General features: G+C 62.6%; 19 protein-coding genes and 1 tRNA gene. 11 read left to right on the plus strand and 9 right to left on the minus strand.

The genetic code is table 11. The annotated features are described in order from the left end of the window. Positions 1 to 330: 330 nt before the first annotated feature. The 3 genes from V1294_RS09780 to V1294_RS09790 all read right to left on the minus strand — a co-directional run bounded on the left by V1294_RS09780 (position 331) and on the right by V1294_RS09790 (position 2,596). Positions 331 to 405, minus strand: a tRNA-Val gene (locus V1294_RS09780). A 152-nt stretch (positions 406 to 557) separates the two neighbouring features. Beyond that, on the minus strand, positions 558 to 1,832 hold the full coding sequence (locus V1294_RS09785; protein WP_334496669.1) for a hypothetical protein: 1,275 nt from the start codon (positions 1,830 to 1,832) through the stop codon (positions 558 to 560). A gap of 128 nt (positions 1,833 to 1,960) precedes the next feature. Then, on the minus strand, positions 1,961 to 2,596 hold the full coding sequence (locus V1294_RS09790) for a DUF1134 domain-containing protein (protein ID WP_334496672.1): 636 nt from the start codon (positions 2,594 to 2,596) through the stop codon (positions 1,961 to 1,963). 111 nt (positions 2,597 to 2,707) lie between these two features. On the opposite strand from V1294_RS09790, the gene V1294_RS09795 reads away from it, so the two are divergent. Next, the gene (locus V1294_RS09795) at positions 2,708 to 3,214 is read left to right on the plus strand and encodes a YHS domain-containing (seleno)protein (protein ID WP_334496674.1); all 507 of its coding nucleotides are present in this window, start codon (positions 2,708 to 2,710) and stop codon (positions 3,212 to 3,214) included. A 119-nt stretch (positions 3,215 to 3,333) separates the two neighbouring features. On the opposite strand, the gene cysQ is transcribed toward V1294_RS09795, so the two are convergent. Beyond that, positions 3,334 to 4,149, minus strand: coding sequence for a 3'(2'),5'-bisphosphate nucleotidase CysQ (cysQ, locus tag V1294_RS09800; RefSeq protein WP_334496676.1), 816 nt, complete (start codon positions 4,147 to 4,149; stop codon positions 3,334 to 3,336). Between the two features lie 150 nt (positions 4,150 to 4,299). On the opposite strand from cysQ, the gene chpT reads away from it, so the two are divergent. From chpT to V1294_RS09830, 6 genes are all read left to right on the plus strand, one after another. Continuing rightward, positions 4,300 to 4,947, plus strand: a complete 648-nt coding sequence (gene chpT, locus V1294_RS09805) for a histidine phosphotransferase ChpT (protein WP_108522925.1) — start codon at positions 4,300 to 4,302, stop codon at positions 4,945 to 4,947. Between the two features lie 217 nt (positions 4,948 to 5,164). Beyond that, positions 5,165 to 7,948 (plus strand): hybrid sensor histidine kinase/response regulator, encoded by a 2,784-nt coding sequence (locus V1294_RS09810; protein WP_334496678.1) that lies wholly within the window; start codon positions 5,165 to 5,167, stop codon positions 7,946 to 7,948. 12 nt (positions 7,949 to 7,960) lie between these two features. Further along, positions 7,961 to 8,431: a chemotaxis protein CheW gene (locus V1294_RS09815; protein WP_334390203.1), complete on the plus strand. Its 471-nt coding sequence runs from the start codon at positions 7,961 to 7,963 to the stop codon at positions 8,429 to 8,431. A 57-nt stretch (positions 8,432 to 8,488) separates the two neighbouring features. Next, entirely contained in the window at positions 8,489 to 8,854 is a 366-nt protein-coding gene (locus V1294_RS09820; RefSeq protein WP_108517399.1) for a response regulator, read from the plus strand. 83 nt (positions 8,855 to 8,937) lie between these two features. After that, on the plus strand, positions 8,938 to 10,107 hold the full coding sequence (locus tag V1294_RS09825) for a protein-glutamate methylesterase/protein-glutamine glutaminase (RefSeq protein WP_334496680.1): 1,170 nt from the start codon (positions 8,938 to 8,940) through the stop codon (positions 10,105 to 10,107). Then, positions 10,104 to 10,982, plus strand: coding sequence for a CheR family methyltransferase (locus V1294_RS09830; RefSeq protein WP_334477443.1), 879 nt, complete (start codon positions 10,104 to 10,106; stop codon positions 10,980 to 10,982). The genes V1294_RS09825 and V1294_RS09830 overlap by 4 nt, the downstream gene beginning before the upstream one ends. 35 nt (positions 10,983 to 11,017) lie before the next feature. On the opposite strand, the gene V1294_RS09835 is transcribed toward V1294_RS09830, so the two are convergent. The 4 genes from V1294_RS09835 to V1294_RS09850 form a co-directional block, all read right to left on the minus strand. Further along, positions 11,018 to 12,175, minus strand: a complete 1,158-nt coding sequence (locus V1294_RS09835) for a glutathionylspermidine synthase family protein (RefSeq protein ID WP_334496682.1) — start codon at positions 12,173 to 12,175, stop codon at positions 11,018 to 11,020. Between the two features lie 4 nt (positions 12,176 to 12,179). Next, positions 12,180 to 12,584: a hypothetical protein gene (locus V1294_RS09840; protein WP_334496683.1), complete on the minus strand. Its 405-nt coding sequence runs from the start codon at positions 12,582 to 12,584 to the stop codon at positions 12,180 to 12,182. A gap of 2 nt (positions 12,585 to 12,586) precedes the next feature. Then, positions 12,587 to 12,991 carry a DUF350 domain-containing protein gene (locus tag V1294_RS09845; RefSeq protein ID WP_334496684.1) on the minus strand — a complete coding sequence of 135 codons (405 nt, stop codon included), beginning with the start codon at positions 12,989 to 12,991 and terminating at the stop codon, positions 12,587 to 12,589. 257 nt (positions 12,992 to 13,248) lie between these two features. After that, positions 13,249 to 13,644, minus strand: a complete 396-nt coding sequence (locus V1294_RS09850; protein WP_334496686.1) for a plastocyanin/azurin family copper-binding protein — start codon at positions 13,642 to 13,644, stop codon at positions 13,249 to 13,251. Between the two features lie 165 nt (positions 13,645 to 13,809). On the opposite strand from V1294_RS09850, the gene V1294_RS09855 reads away from it, so the two are divergent. From V1294_RS09855 to V1294_RS09870, 4 genes are all read left to right on the plus strand, one after another. Then, the gene (locus V1294_RS09855) at positions 13,810 to 14,961 is read left to right on the plus strand and encodes a DUF937 domain-containing protein (RefSeq protein ID WP_334496688.1); all 1,152 of its coding nucleotides are present in this window, start codon (positions 13,810 to 13,812) and stop codon (positions 14,959 to 14,961) included. A 252-nt stretch (positions 14,962 to 15,213) separates the two neighbouring features. Further along, complete coding sequence (locus tag V1294_RS09860) at positions 15,214 to 15,528, plus strand: ArsR/SmtB family transcription factor (RefSeq protein ID WP_108517384.1); 315 nt, start codon at positions 15,214 to 15,216, stop codon at positions 15,526 to 15,528. Next, complete coding sequence (locus V1294_RS09865) at positions 15,525 to 15,884, plus strand: SRPBCC family protein (RefSeq protein ID WP_334496690.1); 360 nt, start codon at positions 15,525 to 15,527, stop codon at positions 15,882 to 15,884. The genes V1294_RS09860 and V1294_RS09865 overlap by 4 nt, the downstream gene beginning before the upstream one ends. Positions 15,885 to 15,931: 47 nt before the next feature. Next, on the plus strand, positions 15,932 to 16,555 hold the full coding sequence (locus tag V1294_RS09870) for an ATP-dependent Clp protease proteolytic subunit (protein ID WP_334496692.1): 624 nt from the start codon (positions 15,932 to 15,934) through the stop codon (positions 16,553 to 16,555). Between the two features lie 154 nt (positions 16,556 to 16,709). Here V1294_RS09870 and ctrA read toward each other — a convergent pair whose 3' ends face one another. After that, positions 16,710 to 17,411 (minus strand): response regulator transcription factor CtrA, encoded by a 702-nt coding sequence (ctrA, locus tag V1294_RS09875; RefSeq protein ID WP_016848562.1) that lies wholly within the window; start codon positions 17,409 to 17,411, stop codon positions 16,710 to 16,712. Positions 17,412 to 17,664: the final 253 nt, after the last annotated feature.

Consider the following 17,664-nt stretch of genomic DNA (forward strand, 5'->3'; position numbering starts at 1 on the left):
CTTCATGGCTTCGGCTGGTTGAAATCCATAACGCGACAGAAACCTTCCAATGGTCTCCGACAACGAGATTCTCGGAGGCAATTTCGAAGTGGCCGAACCGATCGCCGTCAGGTGGAGCGAACTCTCCAGTTCTATTAGTCGTGTCGCATTACGATGTTGCCGAAACGGATGTCGCCGTAATGGATCAGCCAAGTTTCTTAAGTGGCGTCGGGATCGCATCGGCGGTGAGCGATTTTTGGCGACCGTGCTGAAGTGCCCCCATTGTGCCCCAGGTTGTTCGGGGCACACCCTAGGGAGTTGATCCATTACATCGTTGATTATAAAGGAGAATGGTGGACGCACAAGGGATCGAACCTTGGACCTCTCCCGTGTGAAGGGAACGCTCTCCCGCTGAGCTATGCGTCCGGGAACGGCGAAAACGAGGGCCGTCAGAGCCCGCGATTTACGAAGGGCGGGCCCTCAGTGTCAAGCGATAGTCAGGCCGCGCCGTAGCGTTTTCAAGCGAAGTGGGCACCGGTTCGCGACAAGAAAACGCGTCAGAACAAAAATTGGGCGAATTACGCCCCCTGCTGGCGGGCCCGCGAAGCGTGTGACTGTAGCGCGCGGATGCGCTCTGCCAGCGTCCCGCCGCCTTCCGAGGCGGCTGCGGCCCCGGTGACGTCGTTGGCGGGCTTGGCCGGGGTTTTTGGCGGTTCCGCGGCCAGCATGGCCTCGATCGCCGAATTCGGGCCCTCGAGCTGCATGGCGAGTTTTGCGACCTCGGCGGCGATGTCGTTGATGCGCTCACGCAGCAGCGCGTTTTCCATCCGCTCGGTCTGCCACGAGCTTTCGGCCTGCTGCTGGATGGCGTTGATGTCACGCTGCAGTTTGGCGCGCTCGTCGCGGGCGATACGAAGCTGCTCCTCGACGGCGGCCTTCTCGCTGCGCAATTTCTCGACGACCGGCGACTTGCCGCCATTCGTCGCCGCGATCTCCGCGCGCAGTTCGCGTGCCGCGCGTTCGGCGTTTTCGTTCGTCTGCCTGAGCTGATTGTTTTCGTATTCCCGTTCGGCCAGGATCTTGCCTTGCGTCGCCAGCCGCGCTTCGAGGTCGTTGACGCGGTTGCCGAGCATCTCGGCTTCCTTGATCTGGACGATCAATTGCCGGTCGAGGTCGGTGACGCGCTGGCTCAAATTTTCGACGCGGCTGCGCGCTTCGCTCAGTTCGTGCGTCGCGCGCTCGGAGTCGGCGCGCTCCTGGGCGAGGCGGGTCTGCGTCGTCGAAAATTCCTTTTCGGCGTCGCCGACGCGGCCCTTCAGTTGCTCGATCTGCGTGCGCACCGCGACCAACTCGACCTGGCGGCTGTCCGCCGTCATCGCACGATCATTCAATTCGTGATTGATCCTGGCGAGCTCGGCCTGCTTGTCGGTCAGCGCCTGTTCGGCGCTGCGCAAGAGCTCGGTCTTGGCCGCGAATTCCTCTTCGGTGGCGCGCAACTGCTCCTTCACCGCCTTCTCGCGCGCTTCGAGCGAAAAGATCGTGGCGTTCTTTTCGCCGAGCTCGATCTTCATGCGGTTGATCGCGTCGCTCTTCTTGCCGAGTTCGGCGAGCTGGCTCGTGGTCTTGTTCTTGAGCTGCTCGACGTTCATTTCGAGCCGTCGCGCCGACATCGCGAATTCCGCGCGCAGCTGATCCTTGTCGGCCTGGATCTCGGCCATCGACAGCGGGGTTGCCGCCTCGAGCCGCCGCGTCGTCAGGCGCACCGCACGGTTATGCACCAGCGGCACGATCATCAGACCGAACAGCATGGAGACCAGAAAACCGATCGCCAGATACATGATCGGCTCGATCATGGATGGTCACTCCACACAGACAAGGATTCGTTAATCACAATGCCACGCCGCGCCGGGGCAACACCAGCCCATTGCCGCGTTAACCTGAATCGGCAGGACGAGTTGCGTGTGGATATCCGGCAACCGGCTCAGAATGGGTTCCAGGTCGCGCGCGGGGTATATTTGAGATAGCCGACGTTGGCGCCGAGCCTAAGGCCGATGCCAGAGCGGATCGGCACCAGCACGATGTTGTTGGCGGTGAGCGCGGTCATGCCGAAGCCGCCGACGATATAGGCGGAGCCGTCGATGCCGACGAAGCGCTGATAGATCGCGTTGGTGGCGGGCAGGTTGTAGACCAGCGTCATGGTGCGCGCGCCGTCGCCACCCCAGTCGAAGCCGACCGACGGCCCCTGCCAGTAGACCCGCAGATCGCCGGCGTTCTTGGTGTAGAGCGTGCCTTCGCCATACCGCAGGCCTGCCACAAAAGCGCCCGAGCCTTCCTCGCCGAGCACATAGCCGTTGGGAAGGCCCCATTGGCTGACCGCGCGCTCGATGACCGAGGCAAGCCCGCGCGAGACGTTGCCGAAGAACTTGTGCCCGGCCGAAACCAGTTCGTCGGGTCCAAAGGTCTCGGGCCCCGCCTGGCGTTGCGGCGGCGGATAGGATCCCGGCGGCGGCTGCTGTTGCGGATATGGTGCCTGCTGCGGCTGCTGTGCGGAAGCCTGCACGGTCCAGCACATCAGCGCGGCGAACGTCACCGCGGCAAGGCGTGAAGCAAACGTCATGAAAGAACCCCTGGCATCGAAATTCTGGCCGCCGCCTTAACCTGACGCCAACAGCATGGCTCTAGGTTGCGCCCAGTGTCCCCTCGACTCGCAATGTTATCGGCACCAACTATGACGGCACAACGGCAGGAAAGATACGGTTCACGCCTCGGAATAGCCCTTTTTGCCTTATTGGCAGGCTTTTTTGCTGCGCTCAGCCTTGATTCCGCCGTGTGGGCCGCGACCACCGAGCGGGTGGTCGTAAACCGCTATTCCGGACTCGCCATCGAGGGCTTCGATCCCGTCGCCTATTTCACCGAATCCATGGCAGCCCAGGGGGTGCCCGATTTCGAGGCCCGCGAAGCCGGCGCCGTCTGGCGTTTCCGCAACGAGGGCAATCGCGCTTCTTTCGTGGCGCATCCGGAAATCTACGGGCCCCAGTTCGGCGGCTATGACCCGGTCGATCTGGGACGAGGGGTCACCTATGCGGGCAACCCGCGCTTTTGGGTGGTCGCGGGCCAGCGGCTCTATCTATTCGGCCGCGAGGAGAACCGCGATGCGTTCGCCGCCGAGCCGGCGCGCTTCCTGAAAGACGCCACGGCGCGCTGGCCAGCGCTGGAGCGCGGGCTCGCGCAGTAGCGAGCTGCCGTAGCCCGGGCGAGCGCAGCGACCCCGGGGCGGTGCCGGCCAAATCGAATATCCGTTGGTTTTTGTTACCACCGCTCCCGGGGTCGCTTCGCTCGCCCGGGCTACGAAACTCAAACCGCCTTCGGATCGCCCCAGGCGATGAATTCCGGAACGATAAAGCCCTTTCGCGCCGTGCCGAATACCAGCGCCGCACCGTTTGAATCCGTGATCCTGCCGCCGGCCGCCGTAACGACCGCATGGCCCGCCGCCACGTCCCATTCCGAAGTCGGCGACAGCCGGGGATAGATATCGACGCAGCCTTCGGCGACCCGGCCGAATTTGACCGCCGAGCCAAGCTCGCACCGTACTGCACCCGGCCTTGCCGCAATGAAGGATTCGGTCCTGGCATCGCCATGCGAGCGGCTGACCGCGACCGTCCATGGCTGGCCGCGCGGCGGGCAGAGGCGGGTGCGAACCGGCTCGATCAGCGGCTTGCCCTTGCCAACCGTCAGCCGTTCCGCGCCACGGCCGACAATGCCGCGCCAGATCAGCCCGAGCGCGGGCGCGCTGATGATGCCGAGCAGCGGCGTCCCGTGGGTTACCAGCGCCAGATTGACGGTGAATTCGTTGCGACCGGCGACGAATTCCTTGGTGCCGTCCAGCGGGTCGATCAGGAAGAAACCTTCCTGATAGGGCAAGGTGGCCTGCTCGGCGCGCTCTTCCGACAGCGACGGTATGTCGGGCGCCACCTGGGCAAGGCCTTCGGCGATGATTCGGTCGGCCGCCAGATCGGCCTCCGTTACCGGCGAGCCGTCGGTCTTGCCGTCGACCTTCATGGCGGAACGGTTGACGGCGAGGATGGCCGCACCCGCCCGGATCACGATGTCGGTCAGCGGCTCGATCAGCGTCGCGGCGGTATCGCGGTCGTGTGGACGTGCCTCATTCATGGCTTAAGCCTATTTGCCGTTCGTCCTGCCTTACCATTGCCGCCCCGTGCTGGCAGCACGGGCCTGCGCAGTGTATCAAATCGATAAGCACGCGTGATTCGTAACTGCCCGCCAGCAATTTGCGACCAGGCGGCTTTCCAGGAACCCATGATGTCTGGCACTTCGTCTCCCGGTCCTGCTCCCGATGCCCTCGAACTTGCGGCGCTGTTGTGTTCGCGAGTCTGTCACGATCTCATCAGCCCGGTTGGCGCCATCGTCAATGGGCTTGAGGTGCTGGACGACAACCCGAAGCCCGAAGACCGCGATTTCGCGCTCGATCTGATCCGCAAGAGCGCCAAGACCGCCTCCGCACGGTTGCAGTTCTGCCGCCTGGCGTTTGGAGCGGCGGGATCGGCGGGCGCGCAGATCGATCTCGGCGATGCCCAGACCATGGCGCGCGGCCACATCGAGGACGGCAAGATCACCATCACATGGAATCTGCCGCGGCTGTTGCTGCCGAAGAACCGCGTCAAGCTGCTGTTGAACATGCTGATCATTGCGCAGCAGACGATCCCGCGCGGCGGTACGCTGACGATCGATCCGATCGGCGACGGCGAGACGATGAGTTTTCGCGTGACCTCGGCCGGCCTGAACGCCCGCCTGCCGCAGAACATCGCCGATCTCTTGAGCGTGAATTCGACGGCATCCGTCGATGCGCATGCGGTGCAGCCTTACTATACGCGGCTGCTGGCGCAGGCCTGCGGGCTCAGCGTGACGCTTGCGCCCGACGGGGAAAAAGTGGTCGTCACCGCGGCCTGAAGCGTGGCCTAGGCGCAAACCCTGAACGCGTTTAGGCGCGATCATGGTTAACCAAGTGTTGAAATCAGGCGGCAGATTTCATTTCTGCCGCCTTATCTCTTTGTTGATCCCGTTCTTTTCCATTTGAGCAACCAATATTAAACGCTTTGCATAGAAGCTGGCCTTGTTCCGTAAGGCACGTCGATGTCGCGTGCCGGTGCGTACGAAGGCCAGTTTCATGGATGACTTGTTGCGGGAGTTTTTGACCGAGACCAGCGAGAGCCTGGATACGGTCGATAATCAGTTGGTACGGTTCGAGCAGGACCCGAGCGACGCGAAGATCCTCGATAACATCTTCCGGCTGGTCCACACCATCAAGGGCACCTGCGGCTTCCTGGGTCTGCCGCGGCTGGAAGCGCTGGCCCATGCCGGCGAAACGCTGATGGGCAAATTCCGCGACGGCATGCCGGTCAAGGCCGAAGCCGTGACGCTGATCCTGTCCTCGATCGACCGCATCAAGGAAATCCTCGCTGGCCTCGAGGCCACCGAGACCGAACCCGAAGGCACCGACGAAGACCTGATCGAGAAGCTGCATGCGATGGCCGAAGGCGCCAAGCATGCGGCGGCCGAAGCGCCCGCTCAACCCGCACCTGTCCCCGTGGTCGCCGCACCGCCGGTGCAGCCCGCAATGACGGCGGGCACCCTGGTGGACCAGGTGCTGGAGCGCCCCTTGCGTCCCGGCGAGGTCTCGCTCGACGACCTCGAACGCGCCTTCCGCGAGACCGAGATCGAGGCCGCGCCCGCGCCCAAACCCGCGCCGGCCCCCGTCGCCAAGCCGGCCGCACCGGCGCCCACCGCCGCCAAGCCGGCCGCGCCGGAAGCCAAGGAAGTTGCCAAGGAAACCGCCAAGGAAGCCACGAAGGCAAAGCCGGCCAAGCGCGCCGCTGTCGCCGACACCGACGTCCAGGAAGCCGACAAGATCGCCAACCAGTCGATCCGCGTCAACGTCGACACGCTCGAACATCTGATGACCATGGTCTCCGAGCTGGTGTTGACCCGCAACCAGCTTTTGGAAATCTCCCGCCGCAACGAGGACACCGAGTTCAAGGTGCCGCTGCAGCGTTTGTCGAACGTCACCGCCGAGCTGCAGGAAGGCGTCATGAAGACGCGGATGCAGCCGATCGGCAATGCCTGGCAGAAGCTGCCGCGCATCGTCCGCGACCTCTCCGGCGAACTCGGCAAGCAGATCGAACTCGAGATGCACGGCGCCGATACCGAACTCGATCGCCAGGTGCTCGACCTGATCAAGGATCCGTTGACGCACATGGTGCGCAACTCCGCCGACCACGGCCTGGAGACCCCGGCCGAGCGGCTCGCCTCAGGCAAGGGCGAGCAGGGCACCATCAGGCTTTCCGCCTATCACGAGGGCGGCCACATCATCATCTGCATCGCCGATAATGGCCGCGGGTTGAACACCGAGCGGATCAAGGCCAAGGCGCTGCAGAACGGTCTCGTCACCGAGACCGAGCTGGAGAAGATGACCGAAGCCCAGATCCACAAGTTCATCTTTGCGCCGGGCTTCTCCACCGCGGCCGCCGTCACCTCGGTCTCCGGCCGCGGCGTCGGCATGGACGTGGTGCGCACCAATATCGACCAGATCGGCGGCACCATCGACATCAAGAGCGTGGCCGGCGAGGGCTCAAGTGTCACCATCAAGATCCCGCTGACGCTGGCCATCGTCTCGGCCCTGATCGTGGAAGCCGCCGGCGACCGCTTTGCGATCCCGCAATTGTCCGTGGTCGAGCTGGTGCGGGCGCGCGCCAACTCCGAACACCGCATCGAGCGCATCAAGGACACCGCGGTCCTCAGGTTGCGCAACAAGCTGTTGCCGCTGATGCACCTGAAGAAGCTCTTGAAGATCGACGACGGCTCGTCGTCCGATCCCGAGAACGGTTTCATCGTGGTGACGCAGGTCGGCAGCCAGACCTTTGGCATCGTGGTCGACGGCGTGTTCCACACCGAAGAAATCGTGGTCAAGCCGATGTCCACAAAACTGCGGCACATCGACATGTTCTCCGGCAACACCATCCTGGGCGATGGCGCCGTGATCATGATCATCGACCCCAACGGCATTGCGAAAGCGCTCGGCGCCTCCGGCTCCTCGGCCCATGAGCTGGCCGACGAGGCCTCGGCCGCGCATGCGATCGGCGGCGAACAGCTGACCTCGCTGCTGGTGTTCCGCGCCGGCTCGAGCCAGCCCAAGGCGGTGCCGCTCGGGCTCGTCACCCGGCTGGAGGAGATCGCCACCGACAAGATCGAGCTCTCCAACGGCCGCCACATGGTGCAATACCGCGACCAGCTGATGCCGCTGGTGCAGATGGTCGGGGTCACCGTCCAGACCCAAGGCTCGCAGCCGATCCTGGTGTTCGCCGACGACGGCCGCTCGATGGGGCTCGTGGTCGACGAGATCATCGACATCGTCGAGGAGCGGCTGCACATCGAGGTCGCCGGCCAGCAGGACGGCATTCTGGGTTCGGCCGTGATCAAGGGCCAGGCGACGGAAGTGATCGACGTCGGCCACTTCCTGCCGATGGCGTTTGCCGACTGGTTCTCGCGCAAGGAGATGCGGGAGTCATCGACGGCGCGATCGGTGCTGCTGGTCGACGACTCAGCGTTCTTCCGCAACATGCTGGCCCCGGTGCTGAAGGCCGCCGGCTACAAGGTGCGGGTCGCCGTCAACGCGCAGGAGGGGCTGTCGGCGCTGCGCTCGGGCCACACCTACGACGTGGTGCTGACCGACATCGAAATGCCGGACATGAACGGCTTCGAGTTCGCCGAAGTGATCCGCGCCGACCACAATCTGAGCACGATGCCGATCATCGCTTTGTCCTCGCTGGTGTCGCCGGCGGCGATCGAGCGCGGGCGGCAGGCCGGCTTCCACGATTACGTCGCCAAGTTCGACCGTCCCGGCCTGATCGCGGCGCTCAAGGAACAGACCGCCGAGACCAGTCGCGCGGCCTAGGGGTAAACAGTGATGACAACCAAGACCGAGACCATCGAGGGCACCGTGGCCGAATACGTCACCGCCGTGATCGGCGGGCAATTGTTCGGCCTGCCGATCTCGCGGGTGCAGGACGTGTTCATGCCGGAACGGCTGACGCGCGTTCCCCTGTCGTCGGCCGAGATCGCCGGCGTGCTCAACCTGCGCGGCCGCATCGTCACCGTGGTCGACATGCGCGCTCGCTTAGGCCTACCCAAGAACGACGACGGCAAGCCGCCGATGGCGGTCGGCGTCGATCTGCGCGGCGAATCCTACGGCCTCTTGATCGACCAGATCGGCGAGGTCTTGAAACTCCACGATAACGGCCGCGAGGAAAACCCCGTCAACCTCGACCCCCGCATGGCCAAGCTCGCCGGCGGTGTTCACCGTCTCGACGGCCAGCTCATGGTCGTCCTCGACGTCGATCGCGTTCTCGAAATCGTGCCGGACCTGATGGCGGCATGAAGACCGAAGCTGGAATGAAAACATCCCTCTTGGGATCTGGTGTAAGTGGAGCCTAAAATGAAAACATGTCTGGTGGTCGATGACTCGAGCGTCATCCGAAAAGTCGCACGCCGCATCCTCGAAGGTCTCGACTTTCAGATCGTCGAAGCCGAGGACGGCCAAAAGGCGCTTGAAGTCTGCAAGCGCGCCATGCCCGAAGCGGTTCTGCTCGACTGGAACATGCCGGTCATGGACGGCTACGAATTCCTCGGCAATCTGCGCCGCATGCCCGGCGGCGACGCGCCCAAGGTGGTGTTCTGCACCACTGAAAACGACGTTGCACACATTGCGCGTGCGCTGCATGCCGGCGCCAATGAGTACATCATGAAGCCGTTCGACAAGGACATCGTCACCGCGAAGTTCCAGGAAGTCGGCCTGCTCTGATTTCGAGTAGGTGATCCCGGCGGCTCGACGGCCTTCGGCGTTGTTTTGTAAGTGTGCCGCTTGAGTTGGGGTCGGGTGAATTAATGAGTGTTGCGTTAACGAGGTCTCCACCGCCAATCTCGACACGGCAAGACAAGCTGCGCGTCATGGTGGTCGACGACTCCGTCGTGATCCGCGGGATGATCTCCCGCTGGATCGGCGCCGAGCCGGACATGGAGGTCTCGGCCTCCCTGCGCACCGGTCTCGACGCCGTCAACCAGATCGAACGCATCAAGCCCGACGTTGCCGTGCTTGATATCGAAATGCCGGAGCTCGACGGCATTTCGGCGCTGCCGCAACTCCTGGCGAAAAAACGCGACCTCGTCATCATCATGGCGTCGACGCTGACCCGCCGCAATGCGGAGATCAGCTTCAAGGCGCTTTCGCTCGGCGCGTCCGACTACATTCCAAAGCCGGAGAGCACGCGCGAGGCCACCGCGGCCGAGACCTTCCACCACGATCTGATTCAGAAGATTCGTCATCTGGGCGCCAGGGCCCGCCGGCGCGCGCAGCCTGCCGCGAGCCCGTCGATGGCGCCGGCCCCTGAGCGGGCACGCGGAGTATTGGCCCAGCCGGTCGCCGCGCCGGTTGCGCAGCTGCAGCTGGCGCGCCAGCCCTTCAGCATGCTGGCGCCGCGGGTGCTCCTGATCGGCTCGTCGACCGGTGGCCCGCAGGCCCTGATGACGCTGGTTGCCGACATCGGCCCGGTGATCGATCGTTTTCCGGTGCTGATCACCCAGCACATGCCGCCGACCTTCACCACGATTCTCGCCGAGCATCTGGCGCGCGCGAGCCGCCGGCCGGCGCATGAAGCCGTCGATGGCGAGATCGTCAAGCCCGGCCGGATCTATCTTGCGCCGGGCGGCCGCCACATGCGCGTGGTGCGCCATGGCGCCGAGACTGCAATCGCGCTTGACGACGGGCCGCCGGTGAATTTCTGCAAACCCGCGGTGGACCCGCTGTTCAACTCCGCCATCGACGTCTGGCAGGGCGGCATCATGTCGGTGATTCTGACCGGCATGGGCTCCGACGGCATGCGCGGCGGCAAGGACATCGTCGCCGCCGGCGGCAGCGTGATTGCTCAGGACGAAGCGACCAGCGTGGTGTGGGGTATGCCGGGCGCGGCCACCAATGCAGGTATTTGTGCGGCAGTTCTGCCGCTCAATCAGATCGCGCCAAAACTGGTTCGGTTGTTTTCGGGAGATCGTTCGTGACGCCTTCAGACTATGAGTATCTGCGTAAGCTTCTGAAAGAGCGCTCCGGGCTCGATCTTTCGGCCGACAAGCAATATCTGGTCGAAAGCCGGTTGTTGCCGCTGGCGCGCAAGTCCAGCCTGCCGGGCATTTCCGAACTCGTCGAGAAGATGAAGGGCGGAGCCAACGTGCTGACGGCGGAGGTGGTCGAAGCGATGACCACCAACGAGACGTTCTTCTTCCGCGACAAGATTCCGTTCGATCATTTGCGGGAGACGGTCATCCCGGCGATGGCGCAGGCGCGCGCGGCCCGCCGCTCCTTGCGCATCTGGTGCGCCGCTTCCTCCACCGGGCAGGAGCCGTATTCGATCGCGATGTGCCTGAAGGAAGCAGGTTCCCTGCTGTCGGGCTGGCGCACCGAGATCGTCGCGACCGACCTGTCGCAGGCGGTGCTGGAAAAATCGAAGGCCGGAATCTTCAGCCAGTTCGAGGTGCAGCGCGGATTGCCGATCGGGTTGCTGGTGAAATATTTCACCCAGAACGGCGAACTCTGGCAGATCAATGCCGAGCTCCGCAGCATGGTGCAGCATCGTCAGCTCAACCTTCTGCAGGACTTCTCCCATCTCGGCGTGTTCGACATCGTCTTCTGCCGCAACGTGCTGATCTATTTCGATCAGAATACCAAGACCAACATCTTCGAGCGGCTCTCCCGGATGCTGGAGCCCGATGGCGTGCTGGCGCTGGGCGCGGCCGAATCCGTTGTCGGCATCACCAACACCTTCAAGCCCTATCCGGAGCGCCGCGGACTTTATCGTCCGAACATCGCGCCGGTGATACGGGTGGGGGCGTCGACACTGGTGCCGCAAACCCTGCGGGCCGTCGCCGCGGCGCGCTGAGCCTGGTCTTCACCTCGTCCGCTTGCCATGCCGCGCTATACGATCGCGTGCGGCAGGAAGCGTGACGTGTTGCCGGTGATCGGGTTCGCGTCCTCGCGGATCGACAGGCCGCATGGCGTGTGATCGACCAGCCAGCTTCCAAGCACCGGGTATTGGTCGGTGAAGCTCGGCAGCGGCGCTAAAGCCTGCCGGATGAATCCTTCCGCCCCGTACGGGCCTTGCTGTTCCATCAGCGTGGTGCCGGCGCTGACGAGCGCGACATTGGCGCCTTCGCGCGAATAGAGCGGCTTGCGCACGAACGAGGAGCCGAGCATCGACGCCTTCGGATCGTCCTCGAAATAGGCAGGCAGCAAATTGGGGTGCTTCGGAAACATCTCCCAGAGCAGCGGAAGTATGCCCTTGTTGGAGAGGATCGCCTTCCAGGGCGGCTCGATCCAGCGTGTCGGCGCGCTCGACAGTTTTGCGCCGAACGCGTCTTGAAACATCCATTCCCAGGGATAGAGTTTGAAGGCGAGCTCAATTCCGCGATCGTCGACATCGACGAAGCGGCCATCGCCGCCCAGTCCGACATCCCTGATATCCATCAGCGTCGTCTTCAATCCGGCCTGGCTCGCGGTGTCCTGCAGATAGGCCAGCGTGCCGGCATCCTCGGTATTGTCGGTCATCCCGGCGAGATGCAGATGCTTGGCGCCGCCGTGTTTCTTCCAGGCGTCGATCAGGCGCTCATGGATTGAATTGAACTGGTCGGCGCGCTTCGGGATGATGTTGCGCTCCATCGCCTGTTCGAGCCAGGTCCACTGAAAAACCGCCGCTTCGAAAATCGAGGTCGGTGTATCCGCGTTGTACTCCAGGAGTTTCGCCGGGCTCCAGCCGTCGTAGCTCAGGTCCAGCCGGCCATAGAGGCTGGCGTCGCGGCGCCGCCAGCTCTCGGACAGCAGCGGCCAGAAGGCTTCGGGTATTTTCAACCGGCGCAGATATTTTTCGTCCTTGATCGCGCGGCCGACCAGTTCGAGGCACATCGCATCGATCTCGCCGGTAGGCGCCTCGATCCGCCGTTCGATCTCGTTCAGCGTGAAGGCGTAATAGGCGCTTTCGTCCCAATAGCGCTCGCCGTTGATGGTGTGAAAAGTGAACCCGACGCCTTCGGCGGTGGCACGCCAGTCGTCGCGTTCTGGGCAGGGGATGCGCTGCATGAATTCAGCCGCCTGAGAAGCCGACGGCGTGGCCGAATGAGCCGAAGCCGCCGCGCTGCGCGCTGTGCGAGCCGGAATCGGAAGTGCCCGAGGACGAATGGCTCGATGACGAATCGCTCGAGTAGTAGCTGCTGCGCGACGAGCTGCCGCTGGAGCCGCTACTGGATGAAGAGCTGCGCGACGAGCACTCGGTATTGCTTTGCTGGTATGGCGGCGAAGCCGCATTCGGCAATGGCTCGCAATTGCGGCTCGGCATCAACGTGTAGGCGGCGCTGCCGACCGCGAAGGTGCCCATCAGCAGCAGCGCAACGTGGCCCGAACGTTTCGCCGGTGCCTGAGCGGGGCGCGGCGATGCCGGCACCGAGACCGGTTTGCGCGTGCGGAAATCCTGGTCTGATTTGTTCGCCATGGTCAGTAGATCATCGAGGCGGCGTTCAGTGCGCCGGCGGCCAGCGAGGCCAGCCCGAGCCAGATCGCGGCGGCGAGTTCGCCGGTCGCAATCCGCTTCGACAGGTTCGGCACCGGAACCCTGACGAGGAAATAGACTGTTATCTGCACGACCAGGGCGATCGCGGCCCAGATCATGCAATCCCAGACATTGGCGGAATGGGCGATGGCGCTGACCAGCGGCAGCACAAAGCCGAGCAGGCTCAGGCCCAGCGCGATCGCGGCTGCCGGCTCGTTGGCGCGGATCAGGTCGAACTCATTGTGCGCCGTGACGCGGGTGTAGACGAAGAGGTAGGCGACTACGGCTACGATCGCCGTACAGAAATACACCAGGAACGCCGGAAGCCCGGCAAGGGATTGCAGAACCATTTAATTCGCCCCGACTCGTGCGCTCGATAAGGTTCGCACGATCTGTCAGTCGGCGCATAGGCGCGGCGGGTTCAATCCCAATAAAAACTCCGCCTGGAGCCCGGTTCTGATTGGATCAGAACCGGGCTCCAGATTCTTGTTTTGACGCGTTTTCTTGACGCGAGCTGGTGTCCACTTCGCTGGAAAACGCTGTAAACAAAACCCCGCCATTTGCGGCGGGGGTCGCAGATCTTCCATCGCGGCCTTGACGCAGTCGGTTATTCCCTGACCTCAATCTTGCCCTTCATCGCCGGGTGCAGGCCGCAGATGTAATCGTAGATTCCTGCATCGGCGAGGGTCAGCTGGGTGGTCTGGCCTTTCAGCGCGATCGACGAGCGCTGCGCCTTGGGGCCGGTGATTGTCACCTGGTGCGGCGAGGAATCAGTATTGTGCCAGGTGATGGTCTGGCCCTTGCTGACCACGACGGTCTCCGGCCCGAACTTGAAGTCGGAGATCGAGACCACGCCGGGGCCCGGCGTGGGCTTTGCCATGGCGCCTTCGGGCGTGCCCTTCAGGCCCGCTAGTGAGATAACAAAATCCTGTCCGGCATGCGGCTTGTGGCAGGTGAAGTCTCGACGGCGGCGATGCTTCCTCGATACGACATCGCCTGCCATGAACGCCGTTTCAAGTCGTTCGCCGGCTCCCAAATCGTAGCAGCTTTTGTGGAACTCGGATTAATCCGGGGAGGTAGTAATATAAGGTGATTAAACTTTGGAGACGTAATCCGGATTGCGGACCTACCTGAGTAAGCAACTGCACCCTTGCTTGGGAGGATCGCCATGGCGACGAATTTGATCTCTCTAGTGATGCAATGCCTCACGCCGGACATGATAGCGAAGATCGCTTCTGCTCTGGACCTTGATCGCAATGTTGCGCAAAAAGCCATCGCGGGTGCGATTCCTGCGCTTCTTGCAAGCTTCGCTGACGTTGCCTCCACGCCCAATGGGGCACGCCAGCTCACCAACACGCTGACACAGCAATCCGGGTCGCTTGAGAGCCTCAAGAATCTCATCGGCGGTTCCGGCCAGAACTCGCTGGCGGAAACGGGGTCGAACATGCTTTCGGGCCTGTTCGGTGGCGGAACGCTGGACACAATGGCGCAGACGATAGGCAAGTTCGCGGGGATCGGCGAGGGTACCAGCAAGTCGATGCTCAGCATGCTTGGCCCTGTGGTCCTTGGTGCGTTGGCTCAGCAGCAACGCAGCACGGGTCTCGACGCAAGCGGGCTGGTGTCTCTTCTCACTTCACAGAAGGATCAGATCGCCGCGGCAATACCGTCGGGTCTCGCCGGTCAGTTGAGTGCCGCCGGTCTCATCGACAGAGCGACTGGAGGCTTGCGCAGCGGCGCGGAGGCGGCCAGCGCGGCTGGCCGAATTGCAGAGGCTTCTGAGCGGACCGTTTACCAGGCTGGTCAGGCGGCCTCTACGGCGGCCCGTTCAACCGCGGTTTCACAATGGCCGTACTGGCTGGTCGCCGCGGCGGTATTGGGTGGTCTCGCCTGGTTCGCCTTTGGTCGTTCAGGGGAGGACACGGTCGCTCAGGTGTCGCCTCCCACCACGACGCCGAACGCGACCGGAACCGTGGGCCTGGCGCCGACGGATTTGACGGTCGGAGGGATGAATTTGGCGAACCAGATCAACTCGTCGGTTGGTTCCATCAGGACCGTGCTTCCCGGTATCACCGATGCCGCTTCAGCCGAGGCTGCCCTGCCCAAACTAAGGGAAGCAACGGCTCAATTGAATGAGGTGCGTTCCCGCGCAACGCAGCTCTCTCCGGAAGGAAGGAGCACCCTCGTAAAGCTGATTGTGGTCGCGACACCCACGATCAACCAGATGTGTGACAAGGTACTGGCGACGCCCGGCGCCGGCGATGTTGCGAAGCCGGCGATTGAAGAGCTTCGCGGCAAGCTCGACGCGCTCGCACGCTCCTGAATTTCAGAACGTCGTGCCGTCCGGCCTGTGGGGCCGCGCGTGATGGCCTGAAAACAAAATTCGCGAACAGCAAACCGGCTGAAATGAAAGGCATCGCCTCCGATCGGGGAGGCGATCGCATCCGTATTAACGGGCGTGGGCACCGCGCGAATGGCGGTCGAGGCGCAGGCGGTCAAAGCGTGCTCATCAGTCAATCCAACCGACCATTTCTTGGTGCTTGCGAATTAGATAAGTGTGTGCTTATGTGTTGGCATGATCCAGAACGACATCTTCAAGGCTCTGGCCGATCCGACCCGCTGCGCAATCTTCGAGAAACTGGCGAATGGCAGCATGAACGCCAGTGCCTTGCGGGAGGGTATGACGATCAGCCAACCAGCCATGTCCCAACACCTCTCGGTTCTGCGCAACGCAAGGCTGGTGCGGGAACAACGGCAGGGCCGTTTCGTGAACTACGAGGTCGATCCAGACGGCTTGGCGCTCATAGCCGGATGGCTGGCGAAGTATCGCTCCTACTGGCCCGCGCGCATCGACGCTTTGAAAGCCTTGCTGAAGGATATGGACCAATGAACGACATGGAGGCCGAGGCGCAGACGAAAGACCTGGTGCTCGAATACGAACTCGACGCGCCACCTGAAAAAGTCTGGCGGGCGATTAGCATTCCCGCGTTTCGTGAGAAATGGCTGCCGAAAGGACAACTGGCTGATACCGAACCAGTCTCTTCGGCGCCGGGTGAGGAAATTTGCTACATAATGCGGGACGACGAACCGCCCTTTCTCGAAAGCGTGGTGACGTTTCAGGTCACGCCTAATGCCGTGGGCGGCACCAGGCTGAAAATTATTCACGGGCTGGCAGACGCACGACTGGAGCGTCATCTGCCAAGGGCGGCGAACAACAACTGGACCCGCCTCATGCTCGCCGCCTGACGCCTCCGCCCCGCCAAAGACATTTCTGGAAGAAAAGGAATTCGCCGATGCGCGAAGCGATGCAACTCGTCCCTATGGTTATCGAGCAATCCAGCCGTGGCGAGCGTTCTTTCGATATCTATTCTCGCCTGCTTCGCGAGAGGATCATCTTCGTGAACGGTGAGGTGAACGACACTGTGTCTGCTCTGGTCTGCGCGCAGTTGTTGTTCTTGGAGGCCGAAAATCCCAAGAAACCGATCCAACTCTATATCAATTCGCCCGGTGGTGTCGTTACCAGCGGGCTCGCGATGTATGATACTATGCAATATATCCGCGCGCCGGTTCATACGCTCTGCATGGGGACGGCCCGCTCAATGGGGTCGTTCCTGTTGATGGCAGGCGAACCCGGCGAGCGTGCCGCCTTGCCCAACGCCAGCATCCTTGTCCACCAACCGTCGGGCGGTTTCCAGGGGCAGGCGTCGGACATGCTCATCCATGCCGAAGAAATCCTGCGAACCAAGCAGCGTATGACGCGGCTCTACGCCGAGCATTGCGGACGGACCTATGAGGAGTTCGAGCGTGCGATGGACCGCGACCGTTTCATGACGGCGGAAGAAGCTTTGGAATGGGGTCTGATCGACCGGCTTCTCACGGAGCGGGAGGCCAGCACGGAGCGCGAGGTCAGCGCTTGAGTCCCCGGTTGCGCCGCAGGGCCAACAACGCAACGGCCTTCGCGGGATCATTCCCGCCAGGCCACAGAGCCAACTGCCCAAACAAAACCCCGCCGTTTCGGGCGGGGTTCGGTCGGGATGAGTGAGCCTGTCGACTCGCTGTAAAACCCTGGTGTCAGGCGGGGATGCGCTCGTCCGCCTCGTGCGGCTCGCGCAGCACGTAGCCGCGGCCCCACACGGTTTCGATAAAGTTGCGGCCTTCGGAGGCGTTGGCGAGCTTCTTGCGCAGCTTGCAGATGAAGACGTCGATGATCTTCAGCTCGGGCTCGTCCATGCCGCCATAGAGATGGTTGAGGAACATTTCCTTGGTCAGGGTGGTTCCCTTGCGGAGCGAGAGCAGCTCCAGCATCTGGTATTCCTTGCCCGTCAGGTGTACGCGCTGGCCGCCGACTTCGACCGTCTTGGTGTCGAGATTGACGACGAGATCGCCGGTCTGGATGACCGACTGGGCGTGGCCCTTGGAACGGCGCACGATCGCATGGATGCGGGCAACCAGTTCGTCCTTGTGGAAGGGCTTGGTCATGTAGTCATCGGCACCGACGCCGAGGCCCTTGACCTTATCCTCGATGCCGGCGAGGCCGGAGAGGATCAGAATAGGGGTCTTGATCTTCGAAACCCGGAGCTGCTTGAGCACGTCGTAGCCGGACATGTCGGGCAGGTTAAGGTCGAGAAGGATAATGTCGTAGTCATAGAGCTTACCGAGATCGACGCCTTCTTCCCCGAGGTCCGTCGTATAGACGTTGAAACTCTCGGATTTGAGCATCAGCTCGATCGACTGCGCGACAGCGCTGTCATCTTCAATCAGCAGAACGCGCATGCCAGTCCCCTTTAGTCCGCCGCTCCGGGCGTCAGGTCGGCCGCACTTGCGGCACTCAAAACGCCTTTAACAACTGATTCGGATCCTGACAGACACATGGTTAACAAATCCTGATTCCGGTTCGCAAGCTCTTTAAGTGCAATTTTTAGCGAATCGCCCTAAGATATTGCTCAGAAGCAGCTTTTCTCAACCGTGCCTACTCAAACTCCAGATTAAGAGACGGACCTAACCGACTCCAACGTTTCGCCCTTCT

It is taken from the genome of Bradyrhizobium sp. AZCC 1678, assembly GCF_036924765.1.
Lineage (GTDB): Bacteria > Pseudomonadota > Alphaproteobacteria > Rhizobiales > Xanthobacteraceae > Bradyrhizobium > Bradyrhizobium algeriense.

Coding starts and splice junctions, on each gene's coding strand:
- V1294_RS09865 (WP_334496690.1), top strand. CDS start 15,525: ATGAACGACATGGAGGCCGAGGCGCAGACGAAAGACCTGGTGCTCGAA.
- V1294_RS09855 (WP_334496688.1), top strand. CDS start 13,810: ATGGCGACGAATTTGATCTCTCTAGTGATGCAATGCCTCACGCCGGAC.
- V1294_RS09870 (WP_334496692.1), top strand. CDS start 15,932: ATGCGCGAAGCGATGCAACTCGTCCCTATGGTTATCGAGCAATCCAGC.
- V1294_RS09850 (WP_334496686.1), bottom strand. CDS start 13,644: ATGGCAGGCGATGTCGTATCGAGGAAGCATCGCCGCCGTCGAGACTTC.
- V1294_RS09825 (WP_334496680.1), top strand. CDS start 8,938: ATGAGTGTTGCGTTAACGAGGTCTCCACCGCCAATCTCGACACGGCAA.
- V1294_RS09795 (WP_334496674.1), top strand. CDS start 2,708: ATGACGGCACAACGGCAGGAAAGATACGGTTCACGCCTCGGAATAGCC.
- V1294_RS09790 (WP_334496672.1), bottom strand. CDS start 2,596: ATGACGTTTGCTTCACGCCTTGCCGCGGTGACGTTCGCCGCGCTGATG.
- cysQ (WP_334496676.1), bottom strand. CDS start 4,149: ATGAATGAGGCACGTCCACACGACCGCGATACCGCCGCGACGCTGATC.
- V1294_RS09845 (WP_334496684.1), bottom strand. CDS start 12,991: ATGGTTCTGCAATCCCTTGCCGGGCTTCCGGCGTTCCTGGTGTATTTC.
- chpT (WP_108522925.1), top strand. CDS start 4,300: ATGTCTGGCACTTCGTCTCCCGGTCCTGCTCCCGATGCCCTCGAACTT.
- V1294_RS09815 (WP_334390203.1), top strand. CDS start 7,961: ATGACAACCAAGACCGAGACCATCGAGGGCACCGTGGCCGAATACGTC.
- ctrA (WP_016848562.1), bottom strand. CDS start 17,411: ATGCGCGTTCTGCTGATTGAAGATGACAGCGCTGTCGCGCAGTCGATC.
- V1294_RS09785 (WP_334496669.1), bottom strand. CDS start 1,832: ATGATCGAGCCGATCATGTATCTGGCGATCGGTTTTCTGGTCTCCATG.
- V1294_RS09860 (WP_108517384.1), top strand. CDS start 15,214: ATGATCCAGAACGACATCTTCAAGGCTCTGGCCGATCCGACCCGCTGC.
- V1294_RS09820 (WP_108517399.1), top strand. CDS start 8,489: ATGAAAACATGTCTGGTGGTCGATGACTCGAGCGTCATCCGAAAAGTC.
- V1294_RS09835 (WP_334496682.1), bottom strand. CDS start 12,175: ATGCAGCGCATCCCCTGCCCAGAACGCGACGACTGGCGTGCCACCGCC.
- V1294_RS09810 (WP_334496678.1), top strand. CDS start 5,165: ATGGATGACTTGTTGCGGGAGTTTTTGACCGAGACCAGCGAGAGCCTG.
- V1294_RS09840 (WP_334496683.1), bottom strand. CDS start 12,584: ATGGCGAACAAATCAGACCAGGATTTCCGCACGCGCAAACCGGTCTCG.